We start from the raw sequence: 25604 nt of genomic DNA, 5'->3' as shown, positions 1-25604 counted from the left end.
AAGGGAGAATCCCATTCATGGCAAGAGAGTTCTCCTTGAAAAATACACGTAACATCGGTATCATGGCGCATATTGACGCCGGTAAGACCACGACCACGGAACGGATTCTGTTCTACACAGGCATCACGCACAAAATCGGTGAAGTTCACGAAGGTGCTGCGACGATGGACTGGATGGAGCAGGAGCAGGAGCGCGGAATCACGATCACGTCCGCCGCTACGACCGCTCAATGGAAAGGTCACCGCGTCAATATCATCGATACCCCGGGACACGTCGACTTCACGGTTGAAGTCGAACGTTCCCTTCGTGTATTGGACGGGGCAGTAGGCGTATTCAGTGCCAAAGAAGGCGTCGAGCCGCAGTCGGAAACCGTATGGAGACAGGCTGACCGTTACGGCGTACCGCGGATCGCATACGTCAACAAAATGGACATCATCGGCGCGGACTTCCTTAACGTAGTTAAAGATATGGGCGAGCGTCTTCAAGCCAATGCGGTAGCGATCCAGCTGCCAATCGGCGCGGAGAATGACTTCGTCGGTATCATCGACCTGGTTGAGCAAAAAGCTCACATGTACAAAGACGATCTCGGTCAAAACATCGAAGTCGTCGACGTGCCTGAAGAGTTCAAAGCACAGGTTGAAGAACTGCGTGCAGAACTGGTAGAGAAGGTTGCCGAACTGGACGAAGAATTGATGATGAAATACCTTGAAGGAGAAGAAATCTCCATCGAAGAGCTCAAAGCGGCTCTGCGTAAAGGTGTTATCGACGTTAAGATCTTCCCGGTTATCTGCGGATCTTCCTATAAAAACAAAGGGGTTCAGCTCATGCTGGACGCCGTTATCGATTACCTGCCTGCTCCGGTCGACGTTCCTGCTATTCAGGGTCAACTGGATGACGGTACGGAAACGGTTCGTCACTCTTCGGACGAAGAACCATTCTCCGCACTGGCATTCAAAATCATGACCGACCCTTATGTAGGTAAGCTGACGTTCTTCCGCGTGTACTCCGGCGTGCTTCAATCCGGTTCGTACGTGCTGAACGCAACGAAAGGCAAACGCGAACGGATCGGCCGTATCCTGCAAATGCATGCCAACAGCCGTCAAGAAATCAGCGTCGTGTACGCGGGCGATATCGCGGCAGCGGTTGGTTTGAAAGATACGGGTACAGGTGATACACTGTGTGATGAGAAGAACCCGGTTATTCTGGAATCGATGAACTTCCCTGACCCGGTTATCGAAATCGCGGTCGAGCCGAAAACGAAGGCCGACCAAGACAAGATGGGCGTGGCTCTGAGCAAGCTCACCGAGGAAGATCCGACCCTTCGTGCCCACACGGACGAAGAGACCGGCCAGACGATTCTGGCAGGTATGGGCGAACTCCACCTTGATATCATTATCGACCGGATGCGTCGGGAATTTAAGGTAGAAACCAATGTGGGTAAACCGCAGGTTGCTTACCGCGAAACTTTCCGTCAGCCGGCCCGCGTAGAAGGCAAGTTCGTTCGTCAGTCCGGCGGCCGTGGTCAATACGGTCACGTCTGGGTTGAATTCGAACCGCTGGAGCCGGGTACAGGCAGCCAGTTCGAAAGTAAAGTCGTAGGCGGTTCCGTACCGCGCGAATACATTCAACCGGCACTTGCAGGTATCGAAGAACAAATGAAGAGCGGCGTTATCGCGGGCTTCCCGCTGGTAGACGTGAAGGCGACGATCGTCGACGGATCCTACCACGATGTCGACTCCAACGAAATGGCGTTCAAAATCGCCGGCTCGATGGCTCTCAAAGCAGCTAAAGACAAGTGTAAGCCTGTCCTGCTCGAGCCAATCATGAAAGTCGAAGTAACCGTGCCTGAGGAGTACATGGGCGACGTTATGGGTATGCTGAACTCCCGCCGCGGCCGTATCGAAGGTATGGATTCCCGCAGCGGTGCTCAAATCATCCGTGCGAAAGTACCTCTCTCCGAAATGTTCGGATACTCGACGACTCTGCGTTCGGGTACGCAAGGACGCGGCGTGTTCTCGATGGAACTCTCCCACTACGAAGAAGTTCCGAAGAACATCGCTGAAGAAATCGTATCGAAGACGAAAGCAGGGGAGTAATCCTCGTTTTCACCGCCGGGCGGACGCTTCATCTTAGGAAGAGTGTCTGCCTGGATTGATTCAAACCTATAATCTTTCTACATTAAGGAGGAACTGTTTCAAATGGCAAAAGCTAAATTCGAACGTAATAAGCCGCACGTTAACATTGGTACGATCGGTCACGTCGACCATGGTAAAACGACTCTGACTGCCGCAATCACAACTGTTCTGTCGAAGACTTACGGTGGTGCTGCAATCGCATTCGACCAAATCGACAAAGCTCCTGAAGAAAGAGAACGCGGTATCACAATCTCGACTGCACACGTAGAATACGAGACTCCTGCTCGTCACTACGCACACGTAGACTGCCCAGGACACGCCGACTATGTTAAAAACATGATCACCGGCGCTGCCCAAATGGACGGAGCTATCCTGGTTGTATCCGCAGCTGACGGCCCAATGCCGCAAACTCGCGAACATATCCTGCTCTCCCGCCAGGTAGGCGTTCCTTACATCGTCGTATTCCTGAACAAATGCGACATGGTTGAAGACGCTGAGCTGCTGGAACTGGTTGAAATGGAAGTACGTGACCTGCTGAGCGAATACGACTTCCCAGGCGACGACACTCCGATCATCCAAGGTTCGGCTCGTGAAGCTCTGCAAAACCCAGAGGGCGAGTGGGCTCAGAAGATCGTTGAAATGTTCAACATCATCGACGAGTACATCCCGACTCCGGAACGCGACACGGACAAGCCTTTCCTGATGCCAGTCGAGGACGTATTCTCGATCACTGGCCGTGGTACGGTAGCAACTGGCCGTATCGAGCGCGGTACGGTTAAGATCGGCGACGAAATCGAAATCGTTGGTATCGCTGAAGAGTCCAAAAAATCCGTCGTTACGGGCGTAGAAATGTTCCGTAAACTGATGGATTCCGCTCAAGCCGGCGACAACATCGGCGCCCTGCTGCGCGGTGTAGACCGTCAGCAAATCGAGCGTGGACAAGTTCTGTCGAAACCAGGTTCGGTTAAGCCGCACACTGAGTTCACAGCTCAAATCTACGTCCTGACTAAAGAAGAAGGTGGCCGTCACAAGCCTTTCTTCACAGGATACCGTCCTCAGTTCTACTTCCGTACAACTGACGTAACGGGCATCATCAACCTGCCGGAAGGTACGGAAATGGTAATGCCGGGCGACAACATCACGGTTACCGTTCAACTGATCGCTCCGATCGCTATCGAAGAAGGAACGAAGTTCTCCATTCGTGAAGGCGGACGTACAGTAGGTGCCGGCGCCGTAGCAACAATCCAAAAATAATAACGGTTCTTAACCGTTAAATAAAGCAACAGTGTACTGGAACGAGTAACAATGTACTGTAAACGAAAGCGCGAGGCGGGGCCTTTATCCCGGAGTCGGGATGGGGCCTCGCTTTATTTTTGTGTAATTTCAAAAAAGTATTGCATTGTTGCTGCGCATTCTATATAATAATGAATGTTGTTCTGCGACGTTGCGATGATGCGAGAGGTTACCGACACACCCGGCTCCTTTGCCATAGTGGGTCGTGCGCGGAAAATTTTCGCGGAGTATGTCCGATACCAAATTGGGCGATAGAAGGAGGGAATTATAATGGCAAAGCAAAAAATTCGTATTCGTTTGAAAGCTTACGATCACAGAGTTCTGGATCAATCCGCTGAGAAAATCGTTGAGACAGCTAAACGTTCGGGTGCTGGTGTTTCCGGTCCGATCCCGCTGCCTACCGAAAAGCAAATCATCACCATTCTCCGTGCGGTGCACAAGTACAAAGACTCGCGCGAACAGTTCGAGATGCGTACGCACAAGCGTCTGATCGACATCGTTAACCCGACTCCACAAACTGTGGACGCGTTGATGCGTTTGGACCTGCCGTCCGGTGTAGATATCGAAATCAAACTGTAATACTCCTGAATAAGGACATAAACGAAAAGAGGTGTCAACATGAAAGGTATCTTAGGGAAAAAACTGGGTATGACCCAAGTGTTCACCGCTGAAGGTAACGTCGTTCCGGTAACGGTTATCGAAGCAGGCCCTTGCGTGGTGCTGCAGAAGAAAGACCTGGAGAACGATGGATACGAAGCGGTACAAATCGGTTTTGCGGACAAGAAAGCCAGCCGTTCCAACAAACCGGAGGCAGGTCACGCTAAAAAAGCGGACACTGCACCTAAGCGCTACATTCGCGAACTTCGCGGTGTTGACCTCGGAACATTCGAGGTTGGACAAGTGCTTAAAGCGGACGTATTCGCAGAAGGCGAATTCGTTGACGTAAGCGGCGTTTCCAAAGGTAAAGGTTTTGCCGGCGTTATCAAACGTTGGGGACAAAGCCGCGGACCAATGGCGCACGGCTCGCGTTACCACCGCAGACCGGGTTCGATGGGTTCCATCCAGGCTAACCGCGTACCGAAAGGCAAGCGCCTGCCAGGACACATGGGCCACGACTCGATCACTGTTCAAAACCTCGAAATCGTAAGAGTCGATGCGGAACGCAACGTGCTGCTCGTTAAAGGCTCCATTCCGGGCCCTAAAAACGGCTTCGTTAAAGTCCGTGCATCGGTGAAGAAATAATAAACCTTTAGAAGAAAGGAGGAACATGAAATGCCTAAAGTAGCAGTCTACAATATCGAAGGCAGCCAGGTCGGCGAGATCGAACTGAGCGATTCGGTATTCGGAATCAACCCTAACGGACACGTGCTTCACCAGGCGGTAGTGATGCAGCAAGCATCCCTGCGCTCCGGTACGCACAAAGTCAAAGGACGTTCGGAAGTTCGCGGCGGCGGTCGTAAACCTTGGAAACAAAAAGGTACGGGACGCGCGCGTCAAGGTTCGATCCGTTCTCCACAGTGGAGAGGCGGCGGTATCGTCTTCGGACCGACTCCGCGCAGCTACTCCTACAAACTGCCTAAAAAAGTTCGTCGTCTGGCGATCAAATCGGCACTGTCTTCGAAAGTCATCGCGAACGAAATTATCGTTCTGGATGCACTGAGCCTGAACGCTCCGAAGACTAAAGAATTCGCGGGTATCCTGAGCAAACTGAACGTAGATCGTAAAGCCCTGGTAGTGGCTCCGGAATACGATAACAACGTTGCTCTGTCCGCGCGCAACATCCCGGGCGTAAAATTCGTCCAGGCTGACGGCATTAATGTTCTCGACGTTCTCGTGCATGATAAGCTCATCATCACGAAGGACGCAGTACAGAAGGTAGAGGAGGTATTCGCATAATGAAAGATCCTCGTGACCTTATCAAACGTCCGATCATTACGGAGCGTACGGCTGAAGCGATGAGTCAATCGAAGTACGTGTTTGAAGTGCAAATGAGCGCTAACAAAACGGAAGTGAAAAAGGCGGTAGAATCGATTTTCGGCGTGAAAGTGCTGAAAGTTAACGTTCTGCGCGTGCCGGCTAAGCCGAAGCGCTACGGCCGTCACTCCGGTTACACAAGCGAATGGAAGAAAGCGATCGTAACGCTGACTCCAGACAGCAAGTCGCTCGAATTCTTTGAATCTGCAGAGTAAGGAGGGAAACCAACGTGCCAATCAAAAAGTATAAACCGACATCCCCGGCCCGCCGCGCGATGAGCGTGTCGACGTTCGAAGAAATCACCACGAACCAGCCGGAGAAATCGCTGCTGGCGCCGCTGTACAACAAAGCGGGCCGCAACAACCAAGGTAAAATTACGGTTCGTCACCAAGGCGGCGGACACAAACGTAAATACCGGATTATCGACTTCAAGCGGACCAAGGATGGAATTCCAGGCCGCGTTGCTACGATCGAATACGATCCGAACCGGACTTCGAACATTGCATTGATCAACTATGCGGACGGCGAAAAGCGCTACATCCTGGCGCCTAAAGGTCTGAAAGTTGGCGACACGATCTTCTCCGGTCCTGATGCAGACATCAAAATCGGTAACGCGCTGCCGCTGGAAAATATTCCGGTAGGTACAGTTATCCACAACATCGAGTTGAAACCGGGCAAAGGCGGACAAATGGTTCGCGCTGCCGGCACAGAAGCTCAACTGCTGGGTAAAGAAGAGCGTTACGTATCGATCCGCCTGTCTTCGGGCGAAGTTCGCCGCGTACTGAAAGTTTGCCGCGCCACAATCGGTTCGGTAGGCAACCAGGACCACGAACTCGTGAAGATCGGTAAAGCAGGACGTAACCGCTGGTTGGGCAAACGCCCTGAAGTCCGCGGCGTAGTCATGAACCCGAACGATCACCCACACGGTGGTGGTGAAGGCCGTGCTCCGATCGGACGTAAGTCCCCGCTGTCTCCTTGGGGCAAACCGACACTGGGCTACAAAACTCGCAAGAAAAACAAATCTTCGGATCAATACATCATCCGTCGCCGCACGAAGTAATGCGCTTATCCCGCATTGCTTCGCCGGCTAGGGTTATGGAACAAGCCAGCTGAAGGGAGGACTACAATCGATGACACGCAGTCTCAAAAAAGGCCCTTTCATTGACGGATACCTGCTCAAAAAGGTAGAAGTAATGAACGAAGCCAGCAAAAAGGCCGTTATCAAAACTTGGTCCAGACGCTCCACGATCTTCCCACAATTCATCGGACACACTTTCGCCGTTTATGACGGTCGCAAACACGTGCCGGTATACGTAACGGAAGACATGGTCGGACACAAACTGGGTGAGTTCGCGCCGACGCGTACTTACAAAGGCCACACCGACGACGACAAGAAAACAAGACGCTAAAACGGACCGAAGTAAAGTCCGAAGGGAGGTTATGATAGAATGGAAGCACAAGCGCATTTGAAATATTCCCGCATCGCTCCGCGTAAAGCGCAGCTGGTCGCTGATCTGATCCGCGGCAAACAAGTGGGCGAAGCAATCGCTATCCTGCGTCACACGCCAAAAGCGGCATCCCCGATCCTGGAGAAACTGCTGAACTCGGCAATCGCTAACGCAGAGCACAATCATTCGATGGACGTAAACAAACTGGTGATTTCGCAGGTTTACGTAAACCAAGGACCGACTCTTAAACGTTTCCGCCCTCGGGCTATGGGACGCGCAAGCCGGATCAACAAACGCACCAGCCATATCACTGTGGCTGTATCTGAAAAGTAAGGAGGGACACGTGTGGGACAAAAAGTAAATCCGGTCGGACTCCGCGTAGGGATCATCCGTGACTGGGAATCCAAATGGTACGCTGGCAAAGATTTCGGCACCCTGCTGATGGAAGACGTGAGAATTCGCGAATACCTGAAAGCAAAGCTGAAAGAATCCGCTGTCTCCAAGATTGAAATCGAAAGAGCGGCAAATCGCGTTAACGTAACGATCCATACGGCTAAGCCGGGTATGGTAATCGGACGTGGCGGCGCTGAAGTTGAGGTACTGCGCGGTGAAATCACGAAGATTTCGGGCGGCAAAAAAGTACACATCAACATCGCGGAAATCAAGAACCAAGAACTGGACGCTGTTCTGGTCGCAGAAAGCATCGCACAACAGCTGGAACGTCGTGTATCGTTCCGTCGTGCGCTGAAACAATCGATCCAAAGAACAATGCGTGCAGGCGCTAAAGGAATCAAGACTGCGGTTAGCGGACGTCTCGGCGGCGCTGAAATCGCGCGTTCTGAAGGCTACAGCGAAGGAACTGTTCCACTTCATACCCTGCGTGCCGACATCGACTACGGTACTGCTGAAGCGCACACGACTTACGGTCGTATCGGCGTTAAAGTATGGATCTATCGTGGAGAGATTCTTCCGCCAGCTAAGAAACAAGCTGCTCAGGAAGGAGGCAACTAATCATGTTGGTACCTAAACGTGTAAAACACCGTAAACAGCAACGCGGCAGCATGGCCGGTCGTGCTAAAGGCGGTACTGAACTGAACTTCGGCGAATTCGGCCTGCAAGCGACTGAACCTTCGTGGATCACGAACCGTCAAATCGAAGCGGCACGTATCGCCATGACCCGTTACATCAAACGGGGCGGTAAAGTCTGGATCAAAATTTTCCCTGACAAGCCGATCACTCAAAAGCCTCTCGAGGTCCGGATGGGTAGCGGTAAAGGTAACGTTGAAAGATGGGTAGCGGTCGTAAAACCGGGTAAGATCATGTTTGAACTTGCCGGTGTATCGGAAGAAATCGCTCGCGAAGCGATGCGCCTTGCTGCTCACAAACTGCCTGTCAAAACTAAGTTTGTGAAACGTGAAGAATTGGGTGGTGAAGCAAATGAAGGCTAAGGAACTGCGTGATCTGACCACTGCCGAGATCGAACAGAAGGTTTCCGGGTTTAAAGAAGAACTCTTTAACCTGCGCTTTCAGCTCGCTACCGGTCAGCTCGATAACCCGACTCGCATCAGCGTAGTCCGCAAGGAAATCGCTCGTGCCAAAACGGTTCTGCGTCAAAGAGAACTCGGAATTACTTCGTAATTCTTTTGAACCCTCCGGGTCTGTGAACCCGTTATTTAGGAAGGAGGCTAACCATGACCGAACAACGCAACTCGCGTAAAGTGCTGGTAGGTAAAGTCGTGAGCGATAAGATGGACAAAACGATCGTTGTTGCTGTAGAAACTTACAAAAAACATGATCTGTACCATAAACGCATCAAGTCGACGAAGAAATTCAAAGCGCATGACGAAAACAACGAAGCGAAAATCGGCGATACGGTAAGAATCGTTGAAACTCGCCCGCTGTCCAAAGACAAGCGCTGGAGACTGGCAGCAGTCACTGAAAAAGCGATCATCATCTAATTGAACGATAAAGCTCGTCCGAAAGGAGGACATTCAGAATGATTCAACCATTTACTCGTTTGGCTGTAGCCGATAACTCCGGTGCGAAGGAACTGATGTGCATCCGCGTACTCGGTGGTACGGGACGTCGCACAGCTAACATCGGCGACCTGATCGTGTGCTCGGTAAAACAAGCAACACCAGGGGGCGTTGTCAAAAAAGGCGACGTAGTTAAAGCGGTAGTCGTTCGTACGAAGCGTTCGGTACGTCGTAAAGACGGATCTTACATCGCATTCGACGAAAACGCAGCGGTTGTAGTAAGAGACGATCGCGGCCCTCGCGGTACGCGTATCTTCGGACCAGTTGCCCGTGAACTTCGCGACAAGGACTTCATGAAAATCGTTTCCTTGGCACCGGAAGTTATCTAATAGACATGCACGATTTTCTTGTCGGCCCGGCCGGTAAGTCATAGGAGGTGTACCTAATGGCAAGAGTGAAAAAAGTTCTGGAATCCCACAACAACAAACTTCACGTGAAAAAAGACGATGTCGTAATCGTGATCAGCGGTAAAGACAAAGGCAAAAAAGGCCGTGTCATTGCAGCTTATCCGCGTGAGAACCGCGTGCTGGTCGAAGGCGTGAACATGGTGAAAAAACACCAGAAGCCTAGCCAAGCGAACCCGCAAGGCGGAATCGTGGAGCAGGAAGCTTCGATCCACGTGTCCAACGTAATGCACGTTGACCCGAAAGACGGCGGCAAAGTAACCCGTGTAGGTTACAAGACGCTGGACAACGGCAAAAAAGTGCGCGTTGCGAAACGTTCCGGAGAAATCATCGAATAATATCATTTTTTTGGAAAGGAGGTTCATCTTTCATGGTAACAAGACTGAAAGAACGTTATTTGAACGAAAGCACTCCTGCTCTGATGCAGAAGTTCAACTATACAACGGTAATGCAGGTTCCGAAACTGGAGAAGGTTGTCATCAACATGGGTGTCGGCGAAGCCGTATCCAACTCCAAAGTTCTCGACACCGCAGTAGCCGAGCTCGAGCAAATCGCCGGCCAAAAACCGGTCATCACTCGCGCTAAAAAATCGATCGCAGGTTTTAAACTGCGTGAGAACATGCCGATCGGAACGAAGGTAACGCTGCGCGGCGAGCGCATGTACCAGTTCCTCGACAAACTGTTCAACGTTGCGCTTCCGCGCGTACGTGACTTCCAGGGTGTATCCAACAAAGCCTTCGACGGCCGCGGCAACTACACACTGGGTCTGAAAGAACAGCTTATCTTCCCAGAAATCCAATACGATCAAGTGGACAAAGTCCGCGGTATGGATATCGTTATCGTTACGACTGCGAAAACAGACGAAGAGGGCCGCGAACTTCTCGCCGGTCTCGGAATGCCTTTCGCAAAATAATATCGGCCAGTATCTAGGGCCATGATCCATGACCCTGTTCTTCCGAAACTATCCAGGAGGTGTCAGGCTAAAGTGGCAAAAACTTCGATGAAAGTTAAACAGCAACGTACACCTAAATTCAAAGTGCGTGCATACACGCGCTGCGAGCGTTGCGGTCGTCCACACTCGGTATTGCAAAAGTTCAAAATCTGCCGTATTTGCTTCCGCGAATTGGCTTATAAAGGCCAGATCCCTGGCGTGAAAAAAGCAAGCTGGTAATTACCGCATAAGAAGGAAGGAGGTTCACACATTATGACTATGTCCGATCCGATTGCAGATATGCTTACACGTATTCGCAACGCGAACGTGGTTCGTCACGAGAAAGTCGAAATGCCGGCTTCCGCGATGAAAAAGCAAATTGCTGAGATCCTGAAACGCGAAGGTTTTATCCGTGACGCGGAATTCGTACAGGATAACAAGCAGGGCATCATCCGTATCTTCCTGAAATACGGACAAAACAACGAGCGCGTTATCACTGGTCTGAAAAGAATCAGTAAGCCGGGTCTGCGCGTGTACACGAAGAGCAACGAAGTTCCTCGCGTACTGGGCGGTCTGGGTATCGCGATCATCTCCACGTCCAAGGGAGTTATGACCGATAAAGAAGCTCGTCAGGCGAAAGCCGGCGGCGAAGTAATCTGCTACGTTTGGTAATTACGTCAGAACACAAGGAGGTGCAACACACATGTCGCGTATTGGTCGCAAACCAATCGAAGTACCGGGCGGCGTTGAAGTAACACTGAACAACACGGTGATTACGGTCAAAGGCCCTAAAGGTACCCTCACTCGTGAACTTCATAGAGATATGAAAGTAACGGTGGAAGGCAACACAATTACGGTAGAACGTCCTTCCGACAACAAAGAGCATCGTTCCCTTCACGGCACGACCCGCAGCGTTGTCAACAACATGGTAAGTGGTGTAACGGAGGGCTTCTCGAAGTCGCTTGAACTGGTCGGGGTCGGATACCGTGCCAGCAAGTCCGGAGAGAAAATCGTCCTGAACGTAGGTTACTCCCATCCGGTCGAAATCACGCCGGAATCGGGCATCGAGTTCGAAGTTCCTTCGAACACGAAGATCATCGTTCGCGGAATCGATAAAGAGCGCGTAGGCGCTTATGCTGCTCAAATCCGTTCGGTACGTGAACCTGAGCCGTATAAAGGCAAAGGGATCAAGTACGAAGGCGAACGCATTATCCGTAAGGAAGGTAAAGCCGGCAAGAAGAAATAAGCCGCTTTCCTTCGCATTACCCTTAGCTTGCTCATGTGAAGCTGCTTAATAAGCAGATGGGAAGGAGTGAAAGTAGTCATGATTACCAAAGGTGATAAAAATAAAGCTCGCTTGAAAAGACACTTGCGCGTGCGCAAGAAAATTCAAGGTACGGTTGAGCGTCCTCGTCTGAACGTATACCGTTCGGAGAAACACATCTATGCCCAGCTGATCGATGACGTGAACGGTGTAACCATCGTTTCCGCCTCGACAATGGACAAAGAGCTGAAAAGCGAAATCACAAACGGCGGCAACGTTGAAGCTGCCCGTAAAGTCGGCACCCTGGTCGCGAACCGCGCTAAGGAAAAAGGTCACACCGTAGTCGTTTTCGACCGCGGAGGATACCTCTACCATGGACGGATTCAAGCACTGGCCGACGCAGCCCGCGAAGCCGGACTGGAATTCTAAACCGAGACAAAAGGAGGTTAACGACTTGCGTGTAGATATGAGCACTGTAGGAGAACTGACGGAACGCGTTGTACACATCAACCGCGTAGCGAAGGTTGTAAAGGGCGGACGCCGTTTCAGCTTCAGCGCACTGGTTGTCGTGGGCGACGGTCAAGGCAACGTTGGAGCCGGAATCGGTAAAGCCGGAGAAGTTCCGGACGCGATCCGTAAAGGTATCGAAGATGCCAAGAAAAACATGATCCACGTTCCTCTCGTCGGAACGACGATCACTCACCCGATTACAGGTAAATTCGGAGCGGGCAGCGTACTGCTGAAACCGGCATCCGAAGGTACAGGCGTTATCGCCGGCGGTCCGGTACGTGCAGTACTGGAGCTTGCAGGCGTAGGCGACATCTTGACAAAATCCCTGGGTTCTTCGAACTCCATGAACATGGTCAACGCGACTTTGGAAGGATTGTCCCGCTTGAAGCGTGCCGAAGATGTGGCGAAGCTTCGCGGTAAATCCGTCGAAGAACTGAGAGGCTAAGGAGGGAAAAGCAATGGCTAAATTGGAAATCACCCTCGTACGCAGCCTGATCGGACGTCCGAAAAACCAACGCACGACCGTCAACACGCTGGGACTGCGTAAAACGAACCAGGTCGTTGTACAAAACGACAACGCTGCGATCCGCGGTATGGTAAACCAAGTCAAGCACCTGGTTTCCGTAAAAGAAATCGAAGCTTAAATCCAATCGCTTCGTCAGAAGCGAATCAATAGAATGAATCAAGGAGGTGCAACGAACGATGAAGTTACATGAGCTTTCTCCAGCTCCGGGTTCGACTAAAGAGCGCAAACGCATCGGTCGCGGTACGAGTAGCGGTACGGGTAAAACAGCCGGACGCGGTCATAAAGGCCAAAACGCTCGTTCCGGCGGCGGTGTTCGTCCAGGCTTCGAAGGCGGCCAGAACCCGCTGTATCGTCGCTTGCCTAAACGCGGATTTGTTAATCCGACCCGTAAAGAATATGCCATCGTGAACATCGAAGAGCTGAACAACTTTGCAGAAAACACGGAAGTTACTCCTGAGCTGCTGAAGGAACAAGGTATCGTAAAAGATACGAAGAGCGGCATCAAAATCCTCGGCAACGGTAACGTGACGGTGAAACTGACTGTTAAAGCAAGCAAGTTCTCTCAATCTGCGGTGGAGAAAATCGAGGCTGCCGGCGGTAAAACCGAGGTGATCTAATGTTCAACACCCTGAAGAATATATGGCGGGTCGAAGACCTCCGTAAACGGATTCTGTTTACGTTGATGGTTCTGGTTATCTACCGTATCGGTACGTTCATCCCGGTTCCGGGAGTCAACACGGACGTACTCCAGTCGGCCAACGAGGCCGGCAGCCAGTTGATGGGGCTGCTGAACACCTTCTCCGGAGGGGCGCTCATGCAGTTCTCGATCTTCGCACTCAGCATCTATCCGTACGTAACGGCATCGATCATCGTACAGCTGCTGTCGATGGATGTCATTCCGAAATTCACCGAGTGGTCCAAACAAGGCGAACACGGAAAGAAAAAGCTGGCGCAGGTCACTCGATACGGCACCATTGTTCTGGGTTTGATCCAGGCGTTCGCCACGGCGATCGGCTTCAACCGCATTTATAATGCGGAAATGATCCCGAACGCTACGACCGTCGACTACATCCTGATTGCCATTGTCCTGACTGCCGGTACGTCCCTCCTGATGTGGATGGGCGAGCAGATCACGGAAAAAGGCATCGGCAACGGGATTTCGATTCTGATCTTTGCCGGGATCGTCGCAAACATTCCAGGCTATATCTCGACAACGGCTCAATCCGATTTCATCGTGGACGGTCAAACGTTCCTGAACGTGATGAAAACCGTGATTATCGTTCTTGTCTTGATCCTGATCATTGTCGGTGTTATCTTTATTCAGCAGGGGATCCGGAAAGTTCCGGTCCAATATGCGAAGCGGGTCGTCGGCAATAAAATGTACGGCGGTCAAAACACTCACATTCCGTTGAAAGTCAACGCTGCGGGTGTCATCCCGGTTATCTTTGCCGTATCTCTGCTGCAGTTCCCGGTTATTCTTGCAAACTTCTGGTCGACGTACGCGTGGGCGGAATGGGTGCAGCAAAACCTGAACTACAGTCAGCCGCTCGGCATGGTCCTGTACGCGATCATGATTATCGGCTTCACGTTCTTCTACACCTTCGTGCAGATCAATCCGCAGCAGATGGCGGAGAACATGAAGAAAAACGGCGGTTACATTCCTGGAGTTCGCCCGGGTAAGGCGACCGAGAAGTACATCACTCGCGTGATGTCGCGTCTCACCGTTACCGGCGCGTTATTCCTCACCGTAATTTCTCTGCTTCCAATCGCATTCGGTTCGTTATCCGGTCTTCCGCAGTCGGTTCAAATCGGCGGCACTTCGCTGCTGATCGTCGTCGGGGTTGCGCTGGATACGATGAAGACGATTGAAAGCCAGCTGATTAAACGGCACTATAAAGGTTTTATCAATAAATAGCTCAGGTTCCGGACGGGTCCGACTCCATGCGCTCGCCCGGCGCCTTTTGTGCTGTTAGGCATGGGTAAGACGTAAGGAGTGGACATGACGTGAACATTCTATTCATGGGGCCTCCCGGGGCAGGTAAAGGAACACAGGCGCAGGTCATTGTCGATGCGTTCGGCATTCCTCATATTTCGACGGGCGATGCATTTCGCCTGGCGATCAAAGAGGGAACCCCGATCGGGGTCAAAGCCAAAGAATACATCGACCAGGGTCTGCTCGTACCGGATGACGTAACGAACGGTATCGTCCGCGAACGGCTGAGCCAGCCGGATTGCGATAAAGGTTTCTTGCTCGACGGATTTCCGAGAACTCTGCTGCAGGCCGAAGCATTGGATGTACTTTTGCTCGAGTCTGGCCGTAAGCTTGATCATGTTATCAATCTGAACGTCGATCCGGAAAAGCTGCTTGTCCGCATTACGGGTCGTCGGATCTGCAAAACCTGCGGTACGACTTATCATGTGATCTTCAACCCGCCGAAGCAGGAAGGCGTGTGTGACAAAGACGGCGGTGAACTTTACCAACGTCCGGACGACAATGAAGAGAGCGTACGCACGCGGCTTGAGGAATATGCAAGCAAAACGGCGCCTCTGATCGATTACTATGCAAACAAAGGCTTGCTGCGGCAGATCGACGGAGACCAGGAGATCGGTACGGTATCGGAAGGAATCCTGTCCGTACTGCGAGGTTAACTGTAATGATCATTTGCAAGTCCGAAACGGAGCTCGGCTTTATGAGAGAAGCGGGACGGATTGTGGCTGAGACTCACCGTGTGTTGGCTAAAGCGATCGAGCCGGGCGTTACGACGGCCGAACTCGACCGGCTTGCCGACGCAACCATCCGCAGCCAGGATGCGGTGCCGTCTTTCAAAGGCTATAATGGTTTTCCGGCCAGCATATGTGCGTCGGTCAACGACCAGCTGGTTCACGGATTCCCCAGCGAGCGCAAGCTTCGGGAAGGCGATATCGTCTCAATCGATATCGGCGCGCAGTACCGCGGTTACCATGGCGATTCCGCTTGGACGTACCCGGTAGGGCGCATTTCCGATGAAGCCCAGCGGCTGCTGGACGTTACGGAAGGCTCCCTGTACGCAGGACTGGCACATGTAAAGCCGGATGTGCGTCTGTTTACCATTTCGCATGCGATTCAGCGATATATCGAAGAGTCGGGAATGTCGGTCGTTCGCGAATTCGTCGGTCACGGCATCGGCCGGAACCTGCATGAAGAACCGAACATACCGAATTACGGCATCGAAGACCGCGGTCCGCTGCTCAAACCCGGTATGGTGCTGGCCATCGAACCGATGGTTAACTTCGGCGGAAGACAAGTTCGGACGCTGGAAGATAACTGGACCGTCGTTACGGTGGACGGTTCGCTGTGCGCTCACTTCGAGCATACGGTGGCGGTGACGAAAGACGGACTGGAAATTTTCACAAAATTGGGCGCGTAGGTGATACACTTGAAAAAGGAACATCCCCTGCAGATCGGTCAACTCGTGAAGATCCGGAAAGGCCGCGATGCCGGTCAGGCAGCGGTGGTCGTAAGGCTTGACGAGGATCAGGGTATTTGGATCGCGGACGGACACAAGCGCAAGTTTGATCGTCCGAAGAAAAAAAATCCGCTGCACCTCGAGCCCCAGACGACGATCAGCAGCGAAGTCGTAAACAGTTTGCAGGAGAGCGGCAGGGTTACGAATGCGAAGCTGCGTCATGCAGTGAACGTATTTATGGAATCCGACGCACAGAATGCTAAGCAGAAAGGAGAATGATTGTGGCCAAGGAAGATGTCATTGAAATCGAAGGCGTGGTTATCGAACCGCTGCCGAATGCGATGTTCAAGGTGGAACTCGAGAACGGTCATCAAATTCTCGCTCACGTTTCCGGGAAGCTGCGCATGCACTTTATCCGTATTCTGACGGGAGATAAAGTGGTCGTACAGTTATCGCCTTACGATCTGACTCGCGGCCGTATTACTTACCGCAAGTAAGGATACGTCGCTTTTTGGATATACAACGTTCTGGTGCTTGGAACGATTCCGGTCCGGCCGGAATGTTCATGCACGATCAAACCGAATGCTTTTGAGGAGGTAATAATCATGAAGGTTAGACCGTCGGTCAAACCAATCTGCGAAAAATGCAAAGTCATTCGTCGCAAAGGGAATGTCATGGTAATCTGCGAAAATCCGAAACACAAACAAAAACAAGGATAAATTAGAAGGGGGTGTAGCGTAATGGCTCGTATTGCTGGTGTGGATTTGCCACGTGACAAACGCGTTGAGATCGCCTTGACTTATATCTTCGGGATTGGTAAAACAACTTCCCAAAAACTCCTGAGCCAAACAGGAATCAGCCCGGACACTCGTGTTCGCGATCTGACTGAGGATGAGGTAAGCAAGCTGCGTGAAACGATCGACGCTAATGTGAAGGTAGAGGGCGACCTGCGTCGCGAAGTGTCTCTGAACATCAAACGTCTGATCGAGATCGGATCTTATCGCGGTATCCGTCATCGTCGTGGATTGCCGGTACGCGGACAACGTACGAAAACGAATGCTCGTACTCGTAAAGGTCCTCGTCGTACTGTAGCGAACAAGAAGAAGTAAGAAAGGGGGATAACTGACAATGGCTAAACCGAAAAAAGTCGTACGTACGAAACGTCGCGACCGTAAAAATATCGAATCCGGCGTGGCACACATCCGTTCCACGTTTAACAATACGATTGTTACCATTACGGATCCGCACGGAAACGCGATCTCCTGGGCAAGCTCGGGCGGTCTCGGTTTCAGAGGTTCCCGTAAATCGACTCCGTTTGCCGCTCAGCTCGCCGCTGAAACAGCAGCTAAAGCCGCAATGGAGCACGGTCTGAAAACCGTTGAAGTTATGGTTAAAGGTCCTGGTGCAGGCCGTGAAGCGGCTATCCGCTCCCTGCAGGCAACAGGTCTGGAAATCAACCTGATCAAGGACGTAACACCGGTTCCTCACAACGGATGCCGTCCTCCTAAGCGTCGCCGCGTATAGTATTCATAAGCATTGTGCATTCAGTATGCTTGGTTTCACGGAAGCGACGTTTTGAAGGAGGGGTATTGTAGTGATAGAAATCGAAAAGCCGAAAATCGAGACCGTAGAGATCAACGACGGAGGCACGTACGGTAAATTTGTCGTTGAGCCTTTGGAACGTGGATACGGTACGACGCTTGGAAACTCGCTTCGCCGCATCCTGCTGTCGTCGCTTCCAGGCGCAGCGGTCACTTCGGTCCAAATCGACGGCGTTCTGCACGAATTCTCGACGATCCCCGGCGTTACGGAAGACGTAACGGAAATCATTCTGAATCTGAAGGCTCTTTCGCTGAAGATTCATTCCGATGAAGAAAAGGTACTGGAAATCGACGCGGAAGGCGAAGGCCTTGTAACGGCTGGAGACATCCGCGCCGATAGCGATGTGGAGATCCTTAACCCGGATCTGCATATCGCCACTCTTGCACCGGGATCGAGACTGCATGTGCGTATTTTCGCCGGCCGCGGCCGCGGATATGTACAGTCCGTCAAAAACAAACGTGACGATCAGCCGATCGGCGTCATTCCGATCGATTCGATCTACACTCCGATTTCCCGCGTAAACTACGCCGTGGAAAACACTCGGGTGGGTCAAGTCACCAACTACGACAAGCTGACGCTTGAAGTCTGGACCGATGGCAGCATCCGTCCGGAAGAAGCGGTAAGTCTTGGCGCCAAAATTTTGACCGAGCACGTCATGCTCTTCGTAGGTCTGACCGACGAAGCTCGCGACGCGGAAATCATGGTCGAAAAAGAAGAAGACAAAAAGGAAAAAGTGCTGGAAATGACGATCGAAGAACTCGACCTTTCCGTGCGTTCCTATAACTGTCTGAAACGTGCCGGCATCAACACGGTACAAGAGCTGACCACGAAATCGGAAGAAGACATGATGAAGGTCCGCAATCTGGGCCGCAAGTCTTTGGAAGAAGTTCAAGAGAAGCTCGAAGAGCTTGGCCTCGGTCTTCGTCAGGAAGACTAAGAACGAAGAGCATGATGTAGAAGGAGGGAAAACGATGGCATACCAAAAGTTGGGACGTAACGCCAGCGCGCGTAAAGCTCTGCTTCGCGACCTGGTAACCGACCTGTTCCTGTACGAGCGCATCGAAACGACGGAAGCGAAAGCGAAAGAAGCTCGCTCCATCGCTGAAAAACTGATCACCCTTTCCAAACGCGGAGACCTGCATGCACGCCGTCAAGTGGCTGCATACGTTCGTCGCGAAACGGTTGACGGTGAGCAGGATGCAATCCAAAAATTGTTCGCCGATCTGGCACCGCGCTACGCGGACCGTCCGGGCGGATACACACGTATCCTGAAGCTGGGACCTCGCCGCGGCGACGCAGCACCTATGGTTTACCTGGAACTGGTTGACCGCGCTTAATTGCCGGCGTAACCGTTCGGGCCGGGGGTAACCCCGCCAGTGGATTCCCGAGAAACGTATGCCGCCTGTCCAAGGCGGCAGAGCCGTTTCTTTTTTTTTGAACTGCGAAGAGATGGAGGTGACCCTTTGCGCAATCTGTGCATGACCGTCGCTTACGACGGAACGAATTACAACGGCTTCCAAACGCAGCCGATGGGGAAGACCGTCCAGGACGAGCTGGAAGCATCCATTCTGGCTCTGACGGGCGACAAACCCAAGATCATTGCTTCGGGCCGCACGGACGCGGGCGTGCATGCTTACGCTCAGGTGTTCAACTTCCATACGCCTTCACAGATCCCTGCGGATCGCTGGCCGCTGGCGCTTAATGCCCGTCTGCCTCAGGATATCGTCGTGACGCGTTCCTGGGACGTACCGCTGGAGTTCAACTCCCGTCATGCGGCCAAACGGAAGACGTATCGCTATACGATCAACGCTAACCGCTATCCGGACGTGTTTCAGCGGCATATGCAGTTCCATCATCCGGCGCCGACACTTGATGTGGAAGCGATGAGTGAGGGCCTGCAGCATCTGGTCGGAACCTATGACTTTACTTCGTTCGCCTCCAGACACTCCCAGAAAACCAATCACGTACGTACGCTGCTCGAAGCTCGAATCGAAGTGGATCGAACGACCTGCCGGCCGGGGACGGCCGATCAGGGATTCATTCATATCTTTTTGACGGGCACGGGGTTCCTGCAGCATATGGTCCGCATCATTACCGGCACGCTGCTCCAAGTGGGGGAAGGCAAGCGCAAGCCGGAGGATATGAAGACCATTCTGCTGGCCTGCGACCGTGCAGCGGCAGGACCGACCGCGGTAGGGAAAGGCCTTGCGCTGTGGAACGTCGACTACGGCGATCTGCTGCCCGAGTAGCCAAAACTTCTTTGCGGAATTGCTTGAAAATGTATTGCGGTTTACCCGTTGATCATGTAGAATAAAAGTTGTGTTTTCTTGAAGGCTTCCCACGGCCCCCAATCAAGAATAACGCATAGAATCATTTGATTTAACTTTAACTATCCATGATCGCAAACATAAATCGTTCCGGCAGCCCCGGATCTTAGCCCGGCGGCATGGAACGTCTGACACCGAAAACGAACTATTATTGCAAAGATTAGAAGGAGGAACTTATTCATGCGTACTACCTACATGGCTAAGCCGAGCGAAGTTGAGCGCAACTGGCACATCATCGACGCCGAAGGCAAAACGCTGGGCCGTCTGGCCAGCGAAGCTGCTGCCCTCATCCGCGGCAAGCACAAACCACAATTCACTCCACACGTTGACGGCGGCGACTTCGTTATCGTTATCAACGCGGAGAAAATCCACCTGACAGGCAACAAGCTGCAGGACAAGAAATACTATCGTCACTCGATGCACCCGGGCGGTCTGAAAGTAACAAGCGCCGGCGAAATGATCAAAAACAAGCCTGAACGTCTTCTGGAACTGGCCGTAGCCGGCATGCTTCCTAAGACTCGTATGGGCGACAGAATGAAACTGAGACTCAAAGCGTATGCCGGAGCAGAGCATCCACATGCAGCACAAAAACCGGAAGTTTACGAACTTCGCGGCTAAATAAAAGGAGGACCCTTTCATGGCAACTGTACAATACTATGGGACTGGTCGTCGTAAACATTCGGTAGCTCGTGTTCGCCTTGTACCGGGTGAAGGACGCATCGTCATCAACAAACGTGAAATCGACGAATACTTCGGTCTGGAGACGCTCAAACTGATCGTCAACCAGCCGCTGAACCTGACTGAAACGGTTGGCAAGTACGACGTAATCGTACTGGCACACGGCGGCGGCACTTCGGGCCAAGCCGGCGCCATCCGTCACGGCATCGCTCGCGCGCTGCTGAAAGCTGATCCTGAGCTGCGCGGTTCGCTGAAAAAAGCGGGCTTCCTGACTCGTGATCCACGTATGAAAGAACGTAAAAAGTACGGCCTCAAAGCCGCACGTCGCGCTCCACAGTTCTCGAAGCGTTAATTCCTTTTGGAATATCGAAACAGCCTGTTTCCGATTTATTCGGAGACTGGCTGTTTTTTGTTTCTGCAACAGACAGTCGGAAAGCTCAAAATGTTTTTCTCAGTTTGAAATAAAGATTGATTGTTGAAGCGGGAAGTTTTATACTAATAATAATTCGGATTAGAATAGTTGGTTTAATTCAATAAAGCGTTATAGGAAGCGATAACCGCGTCCCTGTCGGCTCTCTTTTATTCGCAGCTGCCGTACGGGAACTTGAATTTCATTCCATTCACCATTCAGAGATGGAGGGTTTTTAACAATGAATTTGCTGGAAAAAGAAGAGTTCGCCCGTATTAAAGCCGAGGAATTGGAGCATTTGAGCGCAGAGGAAGTCATTCGGTTTGCAGTACAGCAGTATTCGAGCCTTACATTCGCTTGCAGCTTCGGAGCGGAAGACGTAGTCATCGTCGATATGCTTCAGCATATTAGTCCGGAGACGGATATTTTTTATCTCGATACCGATTTTCATTTCAAAGAAACCTACGAGACGCGCGACCGAATGGTCGACCGCTATAACCTGAATTTCGTTCGCGTATCCCCGCTGATCACGCCGGAAGAGCAGGACGAGCAGCACGCGCCGCAGCTTTGGACTTCCGATCCGAATCTGTGCTGCAATATCCGCAAGGTCGAGCCGCTGACGCGCAACCTGTCGCGGTACGACGCCTGGATCACCGGCATTCGCCGCGATCAGGCGCCGACCCGCGCCAATTCGAAGAAGGTCGAATACGACTACAAGTTCGGCTTGATGAAGTTCAACCCGCTTGCCGATTGGACGAGTGAGGACGTATGGAAATACATTCGCGACAACGACGTCATTTACAATCCGCTGCACGACCGCAATTTCCCGAGTATCGGCTGCGAACAGTGCACCCGCGCAGTCATGCCGGGCGAAGATCCCCGTGCCGGACGCTGGTCGGGCAACGACAAGACGGAATGCGGATTGCATAAATAAGATCAGCGTAACTACCGATCACACCCCGATAAAGGAGCGACTGCCGATTATGACTTCCATCAAGCCGCACGGCGGCACTTTGATCAACCGTCTCGCCGAGGGCGAAGAACGGACACGCCTTCTGGAAGAAGCGAAAGGGCTGCGTCACATCCCGATCAATGCCTGGACGCTGTCCGACCTCGACCTGATTGCCGTAGGCGCCTTTTCCCCGCTGACCGGATTCATGAACGAAGAGGATTATAACAGCGTGGTCGAACGGATGCGTTTGGCGGACGGTACGGTATGGAGCATTCCGATCACGCTGCCGCTCGAAGGAGCGGATCAATCCTTAAAAGGCGAACGCGTAGCCTTAGTGGGAGAAAGCGACGGCGTCGTCTATGCGATTCTGCAAGTCGAGAGCATCTATTCCGTCGACCGAGGCAAAGAAGCGGTTAACGTCTTCAAAACGGACGATTCGGAGCATCCCGGCGTGAAAAAGCTGTTCGAGCGTCCCGTAGAGCGAATCGGCGGTTCCGTGCAGGTGCTCAATCGTCCGCAGCCGGAACGCTTTAACGAATTTTACTTTGATCCGTCGGAGACAAGAAAGCAGTTTGCGGAAAATGGCTGGAAAACGGTCGTCGGTTTCCAGACCCGCAACCCGGTTCACCGTGCGCACGAATACATTCAGAAATCGGCGCTCGAGACCGTGGATGCCCTGTTTCTCAATCCGCTCGTAGGCGAGACCAAGTCGGACGACGTGCCCGCGGACATCCGCATGAGAAGCTACCTGGTCCTGCTGGAGAACTATTATCCTGCCGCGCGGACGTTTTTGGGCGTATTCCCGGCCGCTATGCGTTATGCGGGGCCTAGAGAAGCGATTTTCCATGCCATCGTGCGCAAAAACTACGGCTGTACCCATTTTATCGTCGGACGGGATCATGCGGGGGTAGGCGATTATTACGGCACGTACGAAGCGCAGGAGATCTTCTCCAACTTTGAACCGGAAGAATTGGAGATCACTCCGCTCTTTTTCGAGCACAGCTTCTTCTGCACGCACTGCGGCAATATGGCGACAAGCAAAACATGCCCGCACGGAAAAGAGAAGCATCTCACCCTGTCGGGAACCAAAGTACGAGCGCTGCTTCGAAACGGAGAATGCCCGCCGCCGGAGTTTACCCGACCGGAAGTGGCGGAAGTGCTGATTGAAGGCATGCGGGATCGTACGGCCGAGCGGGTATAAACGGAACGCCGACCGTCAGAAACATCAAGTCCATAGAGCACCGGATCGTTTTCCTTCAGGGAGGCGGCCCGGTGTTTTTGTTTCATGTATAATGAGGAGGAGATTCCCCCTTACAGAGGGAGAGAGGATGAACAGCATGGTAACGAGAGAGGAAGTTGTGGAAGCGCTTGAAGCGGTAATGGATCCGGTATATCGCGTGCGTTTATCCGACCTGCGGCTGATCCGCGACGTCGTGATCCGCGATGCCAAAGTATCGATGAGCGTCGTATGCCTGGATAGCGGCGAGGAAACCCGGCAGGGACTGGAGACGCAAATCCGTTCCATTCTGCAGTCGCTGGCGGTAGAGGACGTGCATATCCGCTTCAAGGAAGCGACGGAGTTGGAAAAAGAACGCAGCCGCGCGATCATCGAAGACAGTCGGATCGATCGCGGTGACGATACGGCGGAGGAAGAAGATCCCGTTTTGGTTAAAGGACATGCGGCCGGGCTCGAGAACCTTCCCATTCTGAGTCCCGATTCGCCGACCGTATTCATTTCCGTGGCCAGCGGCAAAGGCGGGGTCGGAAAGTCGACGGTAGCGGTCAACCTGGCCGTTGCTCTGGCTCGTATGGGCAAGAAGGTGGGACTGATCGACGCGGATATCTACGGATTCAGCGTGCCGGATATGATGGGAATCGAGGAAGGTCCCGAAGTCGTAGACGGAATGCTTCAACCGGTAGAGCGCTTCGGAGTCAAAGTGATGTCGATGGGCTTCTTCATTCGGGAAAATAATCCTGTCGTATGGCGCGGTCCGCTGTTGGGCCGAATGCTGAGGCAGTTTTTCGAGGAAACGGAATGGGGAGAGATCGATTACATGCTGCTCGATCTCCCTCCGGGAACCGGCGATATCGCGCTGGACGTCCATCAGATGCTCCCCCAGAGCAAGCAGGTGATCGTAACGACCCCGCACGGCACGGCGGCCTTTGTCGCGGCCAGAGCGGGCGCCATGGCGCTGCAGACCGGGCACGAGATTCTCGGGGTAGTCGAAAATATGGCGTATTACGAGAAGAACGGAGAACGCGACTATGTATTCGGCCGAGGAGGCGGCGGTCGTTTGGCTGAAACGCTGCACACCGAGCTGCTTGCGCAGATCCCGCTTGGCGTACCGGATAATCATATTTCGGAACCTGACTTTTCGCCTTCCGTTTATAAAGCGGAAACGCCGACCGGAGGCATGTACGACGAGATGGCTCAGGCCATCGTAAGAAAAACAAGCAAGAGCTCAGAGACGGAATAAAGGGAGGCGCATAATGAAGATCCTGTCGTTCAGACAGTTTATCAAGGGATTGGGTCGAAACAAAGGATATATGCTGAGCGCGGCTCTACTGTTTATCGTCGGGATCGGCGCAGGAGCTCTCTGGGCAGATGACCTGCAGCGGCTGCTGCTCTCCCAATTGGACGGGCTTAAGGCGGTATCCCAGTCGCTTGAAGAGTCGGACAACGTAGAACTTAGCTTTTTTACTTTCATTTTCCTGAATAATGCGATCAAAGCGGTAATAGTCATGCTTTTAGGTGCATTCTTCGGTTTGGCTCCGCTGGGCTTCCTGCTTCTTAACGGTATGGTACTGGGCTTTGTAGTAGAGGTTTCGCATAGACAAGGACAGGATCTGGCGGTGTTAATCTTCAAAGGGCTGCTGCCTCACGGCATTATCGAACTGCCGGCAATCGTAATTGTGTGCGGCTATGGGCTGAAATTCGGCGGCCTTGTAGTGAGCAGTTTGTTTAACCTTGGAGAAGGAAAAAGGGAGCGGTTGTCGGCGCGCTGGGAGCAGGGGATGAAGGAGATGCTCGGGGCTGCCGTATGGATTGTGATTCTCCTGTTTGTCGCGGCCATAATCGAAAGTACCCTGACTTATCACCTGCTGCGTTAAAGTAGGGAGAGAGCCATGAGGTGCCTGACATGCGGGTTTTGTAAACTTTTACGCATCGAAAGGTTACCCTTGCTTCGTTTTGGGTTAAATCAAAGTTGAAATAGCAATTCAACATTGATACCGATCCGGAAGGAAGGAGGGACTGTAATGCTCGGCATGATGTTCAATGAGATGGAGTGCAAAGAATTTGCCTATGTACTGCGCAAAGAGCTGGACGAGATGCTGTTCGATCTCAGCGACAAGCGCTTGGATAAAGATATGCGGCAGGCCATTTCTAAACGATACCAGACAATTTTCCAAATGTATGCGAGAGTTGCGCCTCCTAAGGAGCTGTCCAAGTATGTGCGCGATAAGCGCCACAGCGGCGAAAGATAAGGCGTAAATCGGCTCGATATAGCGCGCAAAAGCGGTCGGAGGTTTTCCGGCCGCTTTTGGCATGGAAGCTTCGTTTGGGGTCGAAAAACAAAGAGAAGAACTTTTTTAAAAAGGTGTTGACTCGCTAGGTTGATTTATGATAAATTATTAATCGGCTCTTCGAGAGATGGCCATCACATCCGG

At 52.3% G+C, this 25604-nt stretch carries 41 protein-coding genes; all 41 read left to right on the top strand.

The genetic code is table 11. From position 1 onward, the window contains the following. Window positions 1-17: 17 nt before the first annotated feature. The 41 genes from fusA to GYN08_RS22405 all read left to right on the top strand — a co-directional run bounded on the left by fusA (window position 18) and on the right by GYN08_RS22405 (window position 25421). Window positions 18-2096: an elongation factor G gene (fusA, locus tag GYN08_RS22605; RefSeq protein WP_166279694.1), complete on the top strand. Its 2079-nt coding sequence runs from the start codon at window positions 18-20 to the stop codon at window positions 2094-2096. A 102-nt stretch (window positions 2097-2198) separates the two neighbouring features. Next, the gene (gene tuf / locus GYN08_RS22600; RefSeq protein WP_166279691.1) at window positions 2199-3389 is read left to right on the top strand and encodes an elongation factor Tu; all 1191 of its coding nucleotides are present in this window, start codon (window positions 2199-2201) and stop codon (window positions 3387-3389) included. Window positions 3390-3698: 309 nt separating this feature from the next. Then, on the top strand, window positions 3699-4007 hold the full coding sequence (rpsJ, locus tag GYN08_RS22595) for a 30S ribosomal protein S10 (protein WP_006212922.1): 309 nt from the start codon (window positions 3699-3701) through the stop codon (window positions 4005-4007). A 39-nt stretch (window positions 4008-4046) separates the two neighbouring features. Beyond that, window positions 4047-4670 (top strand): 50S ribosomal protein L3, encoded by a 624-nt coding sequence (gene rplC / locus GYN08_RS22590; RefSeq protein ID WP_166279688.1) that lies wholly within the window; start codon window positions 4047-4049, stop codon window positions 4668-4670. A gap of 30 nt (window positions 4671-4700) precedes the next feature. Next, on the top strand, window positions 4701-5324 hold the full coding sequence (gene rplD, locus GYN08_RS22585) for a 50S ribosomal protein L4 (protein ID WP_166279685.1): 624 nt from the start codon (window positions 4701-4703) through the stop codon (window positions 5322-5324). Beyond that, on the top strand, window positions 5324-5617 hold the full coding sequence (gene rplW, locus GYN08_RS22580) for a 50S ribosomal protein L23 (RefSeq protein WP_018978366.1): 294 nt from the start codon (window positions 5324-5326) through the stop codon (window positions 5615-5617). Before rplD ends, rplW begins: the two co-directional genes overlap by 1 nt. Window positions 5618-5631: 14 nt before the next feature. Further along, window positions 5632-6462 carry a 50S ribosomal protein L2 gene (gene rplB, locus GYN08_RS22575; protein ID WP_087801942.1) on the top strand — a complete coding sequence of 277 codons (831 nt, stop codon included), beginning with the start codon at window positions 5632-5634 and terminating at the stop codon, window positions 6460-6462. 70 nt (window positions 6463-6532) lie between these two features. Then, entirely contained in the window at window positions 6533-6811 is a 279-nt protein-coding gene (gene rpsS / locus GYN08_RS22570) for a 30S ribosomal protein S19 (protein ID WP_018978364.1), read from the top strand. A 39-nt stretch (window positions 6812-6850) separates the two neighbouring features. After that, a complete protein-coding gene (gene rplV / locus GYN08_RS22565) occupies window positions 6851-7183 on the top strand; it encodes a 50S ribosomal protein L22 (protein WP_166279682.1) in 333 nt (110 codons plus the stop codon). Between the two features lie 12 nt (window positions 7184-7195). Next, the gene (gene rpsC, locus GYN08_RS22560) at window positions 7196-7861 is read left to right on the top strand and encodes a 30S ribosomal protein S3 (RefSeq protein WP_166279678.1); all 666 of its coding nucleotides are present in this window, start codon (window positions 7196-7198) and stop codon (window positions 7859-7861) included. Window positions 7862-7863: 2 nt separating this feature from the next. Then, complete coding sequence (rplP, locus tag GYN08_RS22555; RefSeq protein ID WP_166279675.1) at window positions 7864-8298, top strand: 50S ribosomal protein L16; 435 nt, start codon at window positions 7864-7866, stop codon at window positions 8296-8298. Then, entirely contained in the window at window positions 8288-8488 is a 201-nt protein-coding gene (gene rpmC, locus GYN08_RS22550; protein ID WP_018978360.1) for a 50S ribosomal protein L29, read from the top strand. The genes rplP and rpmC overlap by 11 nt, the downstream gene beginning before the upstream one ends. A gap of 53 nt (window positions 8489-8541) precedes the next feature. Further along, window positions 8542-8808, top strand: a complete 267-nt coding sequence (rpsQ, locus tag GYN08_RS22545; RefSeq protein ID WP_166279672.1) for a 30S ribosomal protein S17 — start codon at window positions 8542-8544, stop codon at window positions 8806-8808. 38 nt (window positions 8809-8846) lie between these two features. Next, window positions 8847-9215, top strand: a complete 369-nt coding sequence (gene rplN, locus GYN08_RS22540; protein ID WP_166279669.1) for a 50S ribosomal protein L14 — start codon at window positions 8847-8849, stop codon at window positions 9213-9215. 56 nt (window positions 9216-9271) lie between these two features. After that, entirely contained in the window at window positions 9272-9628 is a 357-nt protein-coding gene (gene rplX, locus GYN08_RS22535) for a 50S ribosomal protein L24 (RefSeq protein ID WP_166279666.1), read from the top strand. A 32-nt stretch (window positions 9629-9660) separates the two neighbouring features. Then, window positions 9661-10203 carry a 50S ribosomal protein L5 gene (gene rplE, locus GYN08_RS22530; RefSeq protein WP_018978356.1) on the top strand — a complete coding sequence of 181 codons (543 nt, stop codon included), beginning with the start codon at window positions 9661-9663 and terminating at the stop codon, window positions 10201-10203. Between the two features lie 72 nt (window positions 10204-10275). Continuing rightward, entirely contained in the window at window positions 10276-10461 is a 186-nt protein-coding gene (locus GYN08_RS22525; RefSeq protein ID WP_013312154.1) for a type Z 30S ribosomal protein S14, read from the top strand. Window positions 10462-10494: 33 nt separating this feature from the next. After that, on the top strand, window positions 10495-10893 hold the full coding sequence (gene rpsH, locus GYN08_RS22520) for a 30S ribosomal protein S8 (protein WP_037291559.1): 399 nt from the start codon (window positions 10495-10497) through the stop codon (window positions 10891-10893). Between the two features lie 31 nt (window positions 10894-10924). Further along, on the top strand, window positions 10925-11467 hold the full coding sequence (gene rplF / locus GYN08_RS22515; protein ID WP_166279663.1) for a 50S ribosomal protein L6: 543 nt from the start codon (window positions 10925-10927) through the stop codon (window positions 11465-11467). 78 nt (window positions 11468-11545) lie between these two features. Then, window positions 11546-11914 (top strand): 50S ribosomal protein L18, encoded by a 369-nt coding sequence (gene rplR / locus GYN08_RS22510; RefSeq protein ID WP_166279660.1) that lies wholly within the window; start codon window positions 11546-11548, stop codon window positions 11912-11914. Between the two features lie 25 nt (window positions 11915-11939). Beyond that, the gene (gene rpsE / locus GYN08_RS22505) at window positions 11940-12440 is read left to right on the top strand and encodes a 30S ribosomal protein S5 (RefSeq protein ID WP_087801923.1); all 501 of its coding nucleotides are present in this window, start codon (window positions 11940-11942) and stop codon (window positions 12438-12440) included. 13 nt (window positions 12441-12453) lie between these two features. Next, window positions 12454-12639: a 50S ribosomal protein L30 gene (rpmD, locus tag GYN08_RS22500; RefSeq protein WP_037291550.1), complete on the top strand. Its 186-nt coding sequence runs from the start codon at window positions 12454-12456 to the stop codon at window positions 12637-12639. A 58-nt stretch (window positions 12640-12697) separates the two neighbouring features. After that, complete coding sequence (rplO, locus tag GYN08_RS22495) at window positions 12698-13138, top strand: 50S ribosomal protein L15 (RefSeq protein ID WP_166279657.1); 441 nt, start codon at window positions 12698-12700, stop codon at window positions 13136-13138. Further along, entirely contained in the window at window positions 13138-14436 is a 1299-nt protein-coding gene (gene secY / locus GYN08_RS22490) for a preprotein translocase subunit SecY (RefSeq protein ID WP_166279654.1), read from the top strand. Before rplO ends, secY begins: the two co-directional genes overlap by 1 nt. A gap of 89 nt (window positions 14437-14525) precedes the next feature. Then, entirely contained in the window at window positions 14526-15170 is a 645-nt protein-coding gene (locus GYN08_RS22485) for an adenylate kinase (RefSeq protein WP_166279651.1), read from the top strand. 5 nt (window positions 15171-15175) lie between these two features. Further along, the gene (gene map, locus GYN08_RS22480) at window positions 15176-15928 is read left to right on the top strand and encodes a type I methionyl aminopeptidase (protein WP_166279648.1); all 753 of its coding nucleotides are present in this window, start codon (window positions 15176-15178) and stop codon (window positions 15926-15928) included. A gap of 9 nt (window positions 15929-15937) precedes the next feature. Next, a complete protein-coding gene (locus tag GYN08_RS22475; protein ID WP_206023893.1) occupies window positions 15938-16246 on the top strand; it encodes a KOW domain-containing RNA-binding protein in 309 nt (102 codons plus the stop codon). Between the two features lie 2 nt (window positions 16247-16248). Beyond that, window positions 16249-16464: a translation initiation factor IF-1 gene (gene infA, locus GYN08_RS22470; RefSeq protein ID WP_018978345.1), complete on the top strand. Its 216-nt coding sequence runs from the start codon at window positions 16249-16251 to the stop codon at window positions 16462-16464. Window positions 16465-16572: 108 nt separating this feature from the next. Next, window positions 16573-16686 carry a 50S ribosomal protein L36 gene (rpmJ, locus tag GYN08_RS22465; RefSeq protein ID WP_003333770.1) on the top strand — a complete coding sequence of 38 codons (114 nt, stop codon included), beginning with the start codon at window positions 16573-16575 and terminating at the stop codon, window positions 16684-16686. Between the two features lie 21 nt (window positions 16687-16707). Then, window positions 16708-17076: a 30S ribosomal protein S13 gene (rpsM, locus tag GYN08_RS22460; RefSeq protein WP_018978344.1), complete on the top strand. Its 369-nt coding sequence runs from the start codon at window positions 16708-16710 to the stop codon at window positions 17074-17076. Window positions 17077-17095: 19 nt separating this feature from the next. Continuing rightward, on the top strand, window positions 17096-17491 hold the full coding sequence (gene rpsK / locus GYN08_RS22455) for a 30S ribosomal protein S11 (protein WP_037291530.1): 396 nt from the start codon (window positions 17096-17098) through the stop codon (window positions 17489-17491). Between the two features lie 70 nt (window positions 17492-17561). Then, window positions 17562-18506, top strand: a complete 945-nt coding sequence (locus GYN08_RS22450; RefSeq protein WP_166279645.1) for a DNA-directed RNA polymerase subunit alpha — start codon at window positions 17562-17564, stop codon at window positions 18504-18506. A gap of 34 nt (window positions 18507-18540) precedes the next feature. Continuing rightward, complete coding sequence (gene rplQ / locus GYN08_RS22445; RefSeq protein WP_166279642.1) at window positions 18541-18906, top strand: 50S ribosomal protein L17; 366 nt, start codon at window positions 18541-18543, stop codon at window positions 18904-18906. A 126-nt stretch (window positions 18907-19032) separates the two neighbouring features. Then, entirely contained in the window at window positions 19033-19818 is a 786-nt protein-coding gene (gene truA, locus GYN08_RS22440; protein ID WP_166279639.1) for a tRNA pseudouridine(38-40) synthase TruA, read from the top strand. Between the two features lie 258 nt (window positions 19819-20076). Further along, window positions 20077-20514 (top strand): 50S ribosomal protein L13, encoded by a 438-nt coding sequence (gene rplM, locus GYN08_RS22435; RefSeq protein WP_166279636.1) that lies wholly within the window; start codon window positions 20077-20079, stop codon window positions 20512-20514. Window positions 20515-20533: 19 nt separating this feature from the next. Continuing rightward, window positions 20534-20926: a 30S ribosomal protein S9 gene (gene rpsI / locus GYN08_RS22430; RefSeq protein ID WP_087801903.1), complete on the top strand. Its 393-nt coding sequence runs from the start codon at window positions 20534-20536 to the stop codon at window positions 20924-20926. 298 nt (window positions 20927-21224) lie between these two features. Beyond that, the gene (locus tag GYN08_RS22425; RefSeq protein ID WP_166279633.1) at window positions 21225-21917 is read left to right on the top strand and encodes a phosphoadenylyl-sulfate reductase; all 693 of its coding nucleotides are present in this window, start codon (window positions 21225-21227) and stop codon (window positions 21915-21917) included. 49 nt (window positions 21918-21966) lie between these two features. Next, on the top strand, window positions 21967-23136 hold the full coding sequence (sat, locus tag GYN08_RS22420) for a sulfate adenylyltransferase (protein ID WP_166279630.1): 1170 nt from the start codon (window positions 21967-21969) through the stop codon (window positions 23134-23136). A 136-nt stretch (window positions 23137-23272) separates the two neighbouring features. Continuing rightward, complete coding sequence (locus GYN08_RS22415; RefSeq protein ID WP_166279768.1) at window positions 23273-24412, top strand: Mrp/NBP35 family ATP-binding protein; 1140 nt, start codon at window positions 23273-23275, stop codon at window positions 24410-24412. Window positions 24413-24425: 13 nt separating this feature from the next. Further along, on the top strand, window positions 24426-25046 hold the full coding sequence (locus GYN08_RS22410) for a stage II sporulation protein M (RefSeq protein ID WP_166279627.1): 621 nt from the start codon (window positions 24426-24428) through the stop codon (window positions 25044-25046). Between the two features lie 147 nt (window positions 25047-25193). After that, window positions 25194-25421, top strand: coding sequence for a hypothetical protein (locus GYN08_RS22405; RefSeq protein WP_166279624.1), 228 nt, complete (start codon window positions 25194-25196; stop codon window positions 25419-25421). Window positions 25422-25604 lie beyond the last annotated feature (183 nt).

The organism is Saccharibacillus alkalitolerans, from assembly GCF_011090185.1.
In the GTDB taxonomy this organism is placed as follows: Bacteria; Bacillota; Bacilli; order Paenibacillales; family Paenibacillaceae; genus Saccharibacillus; species Saccharibacillus alkalitolerans.
The sequence above is the reverse complement of the archived record's forward strand: the minus strand, read 5'-3'. Positions and strand labels throughout refer to the sequence as shown.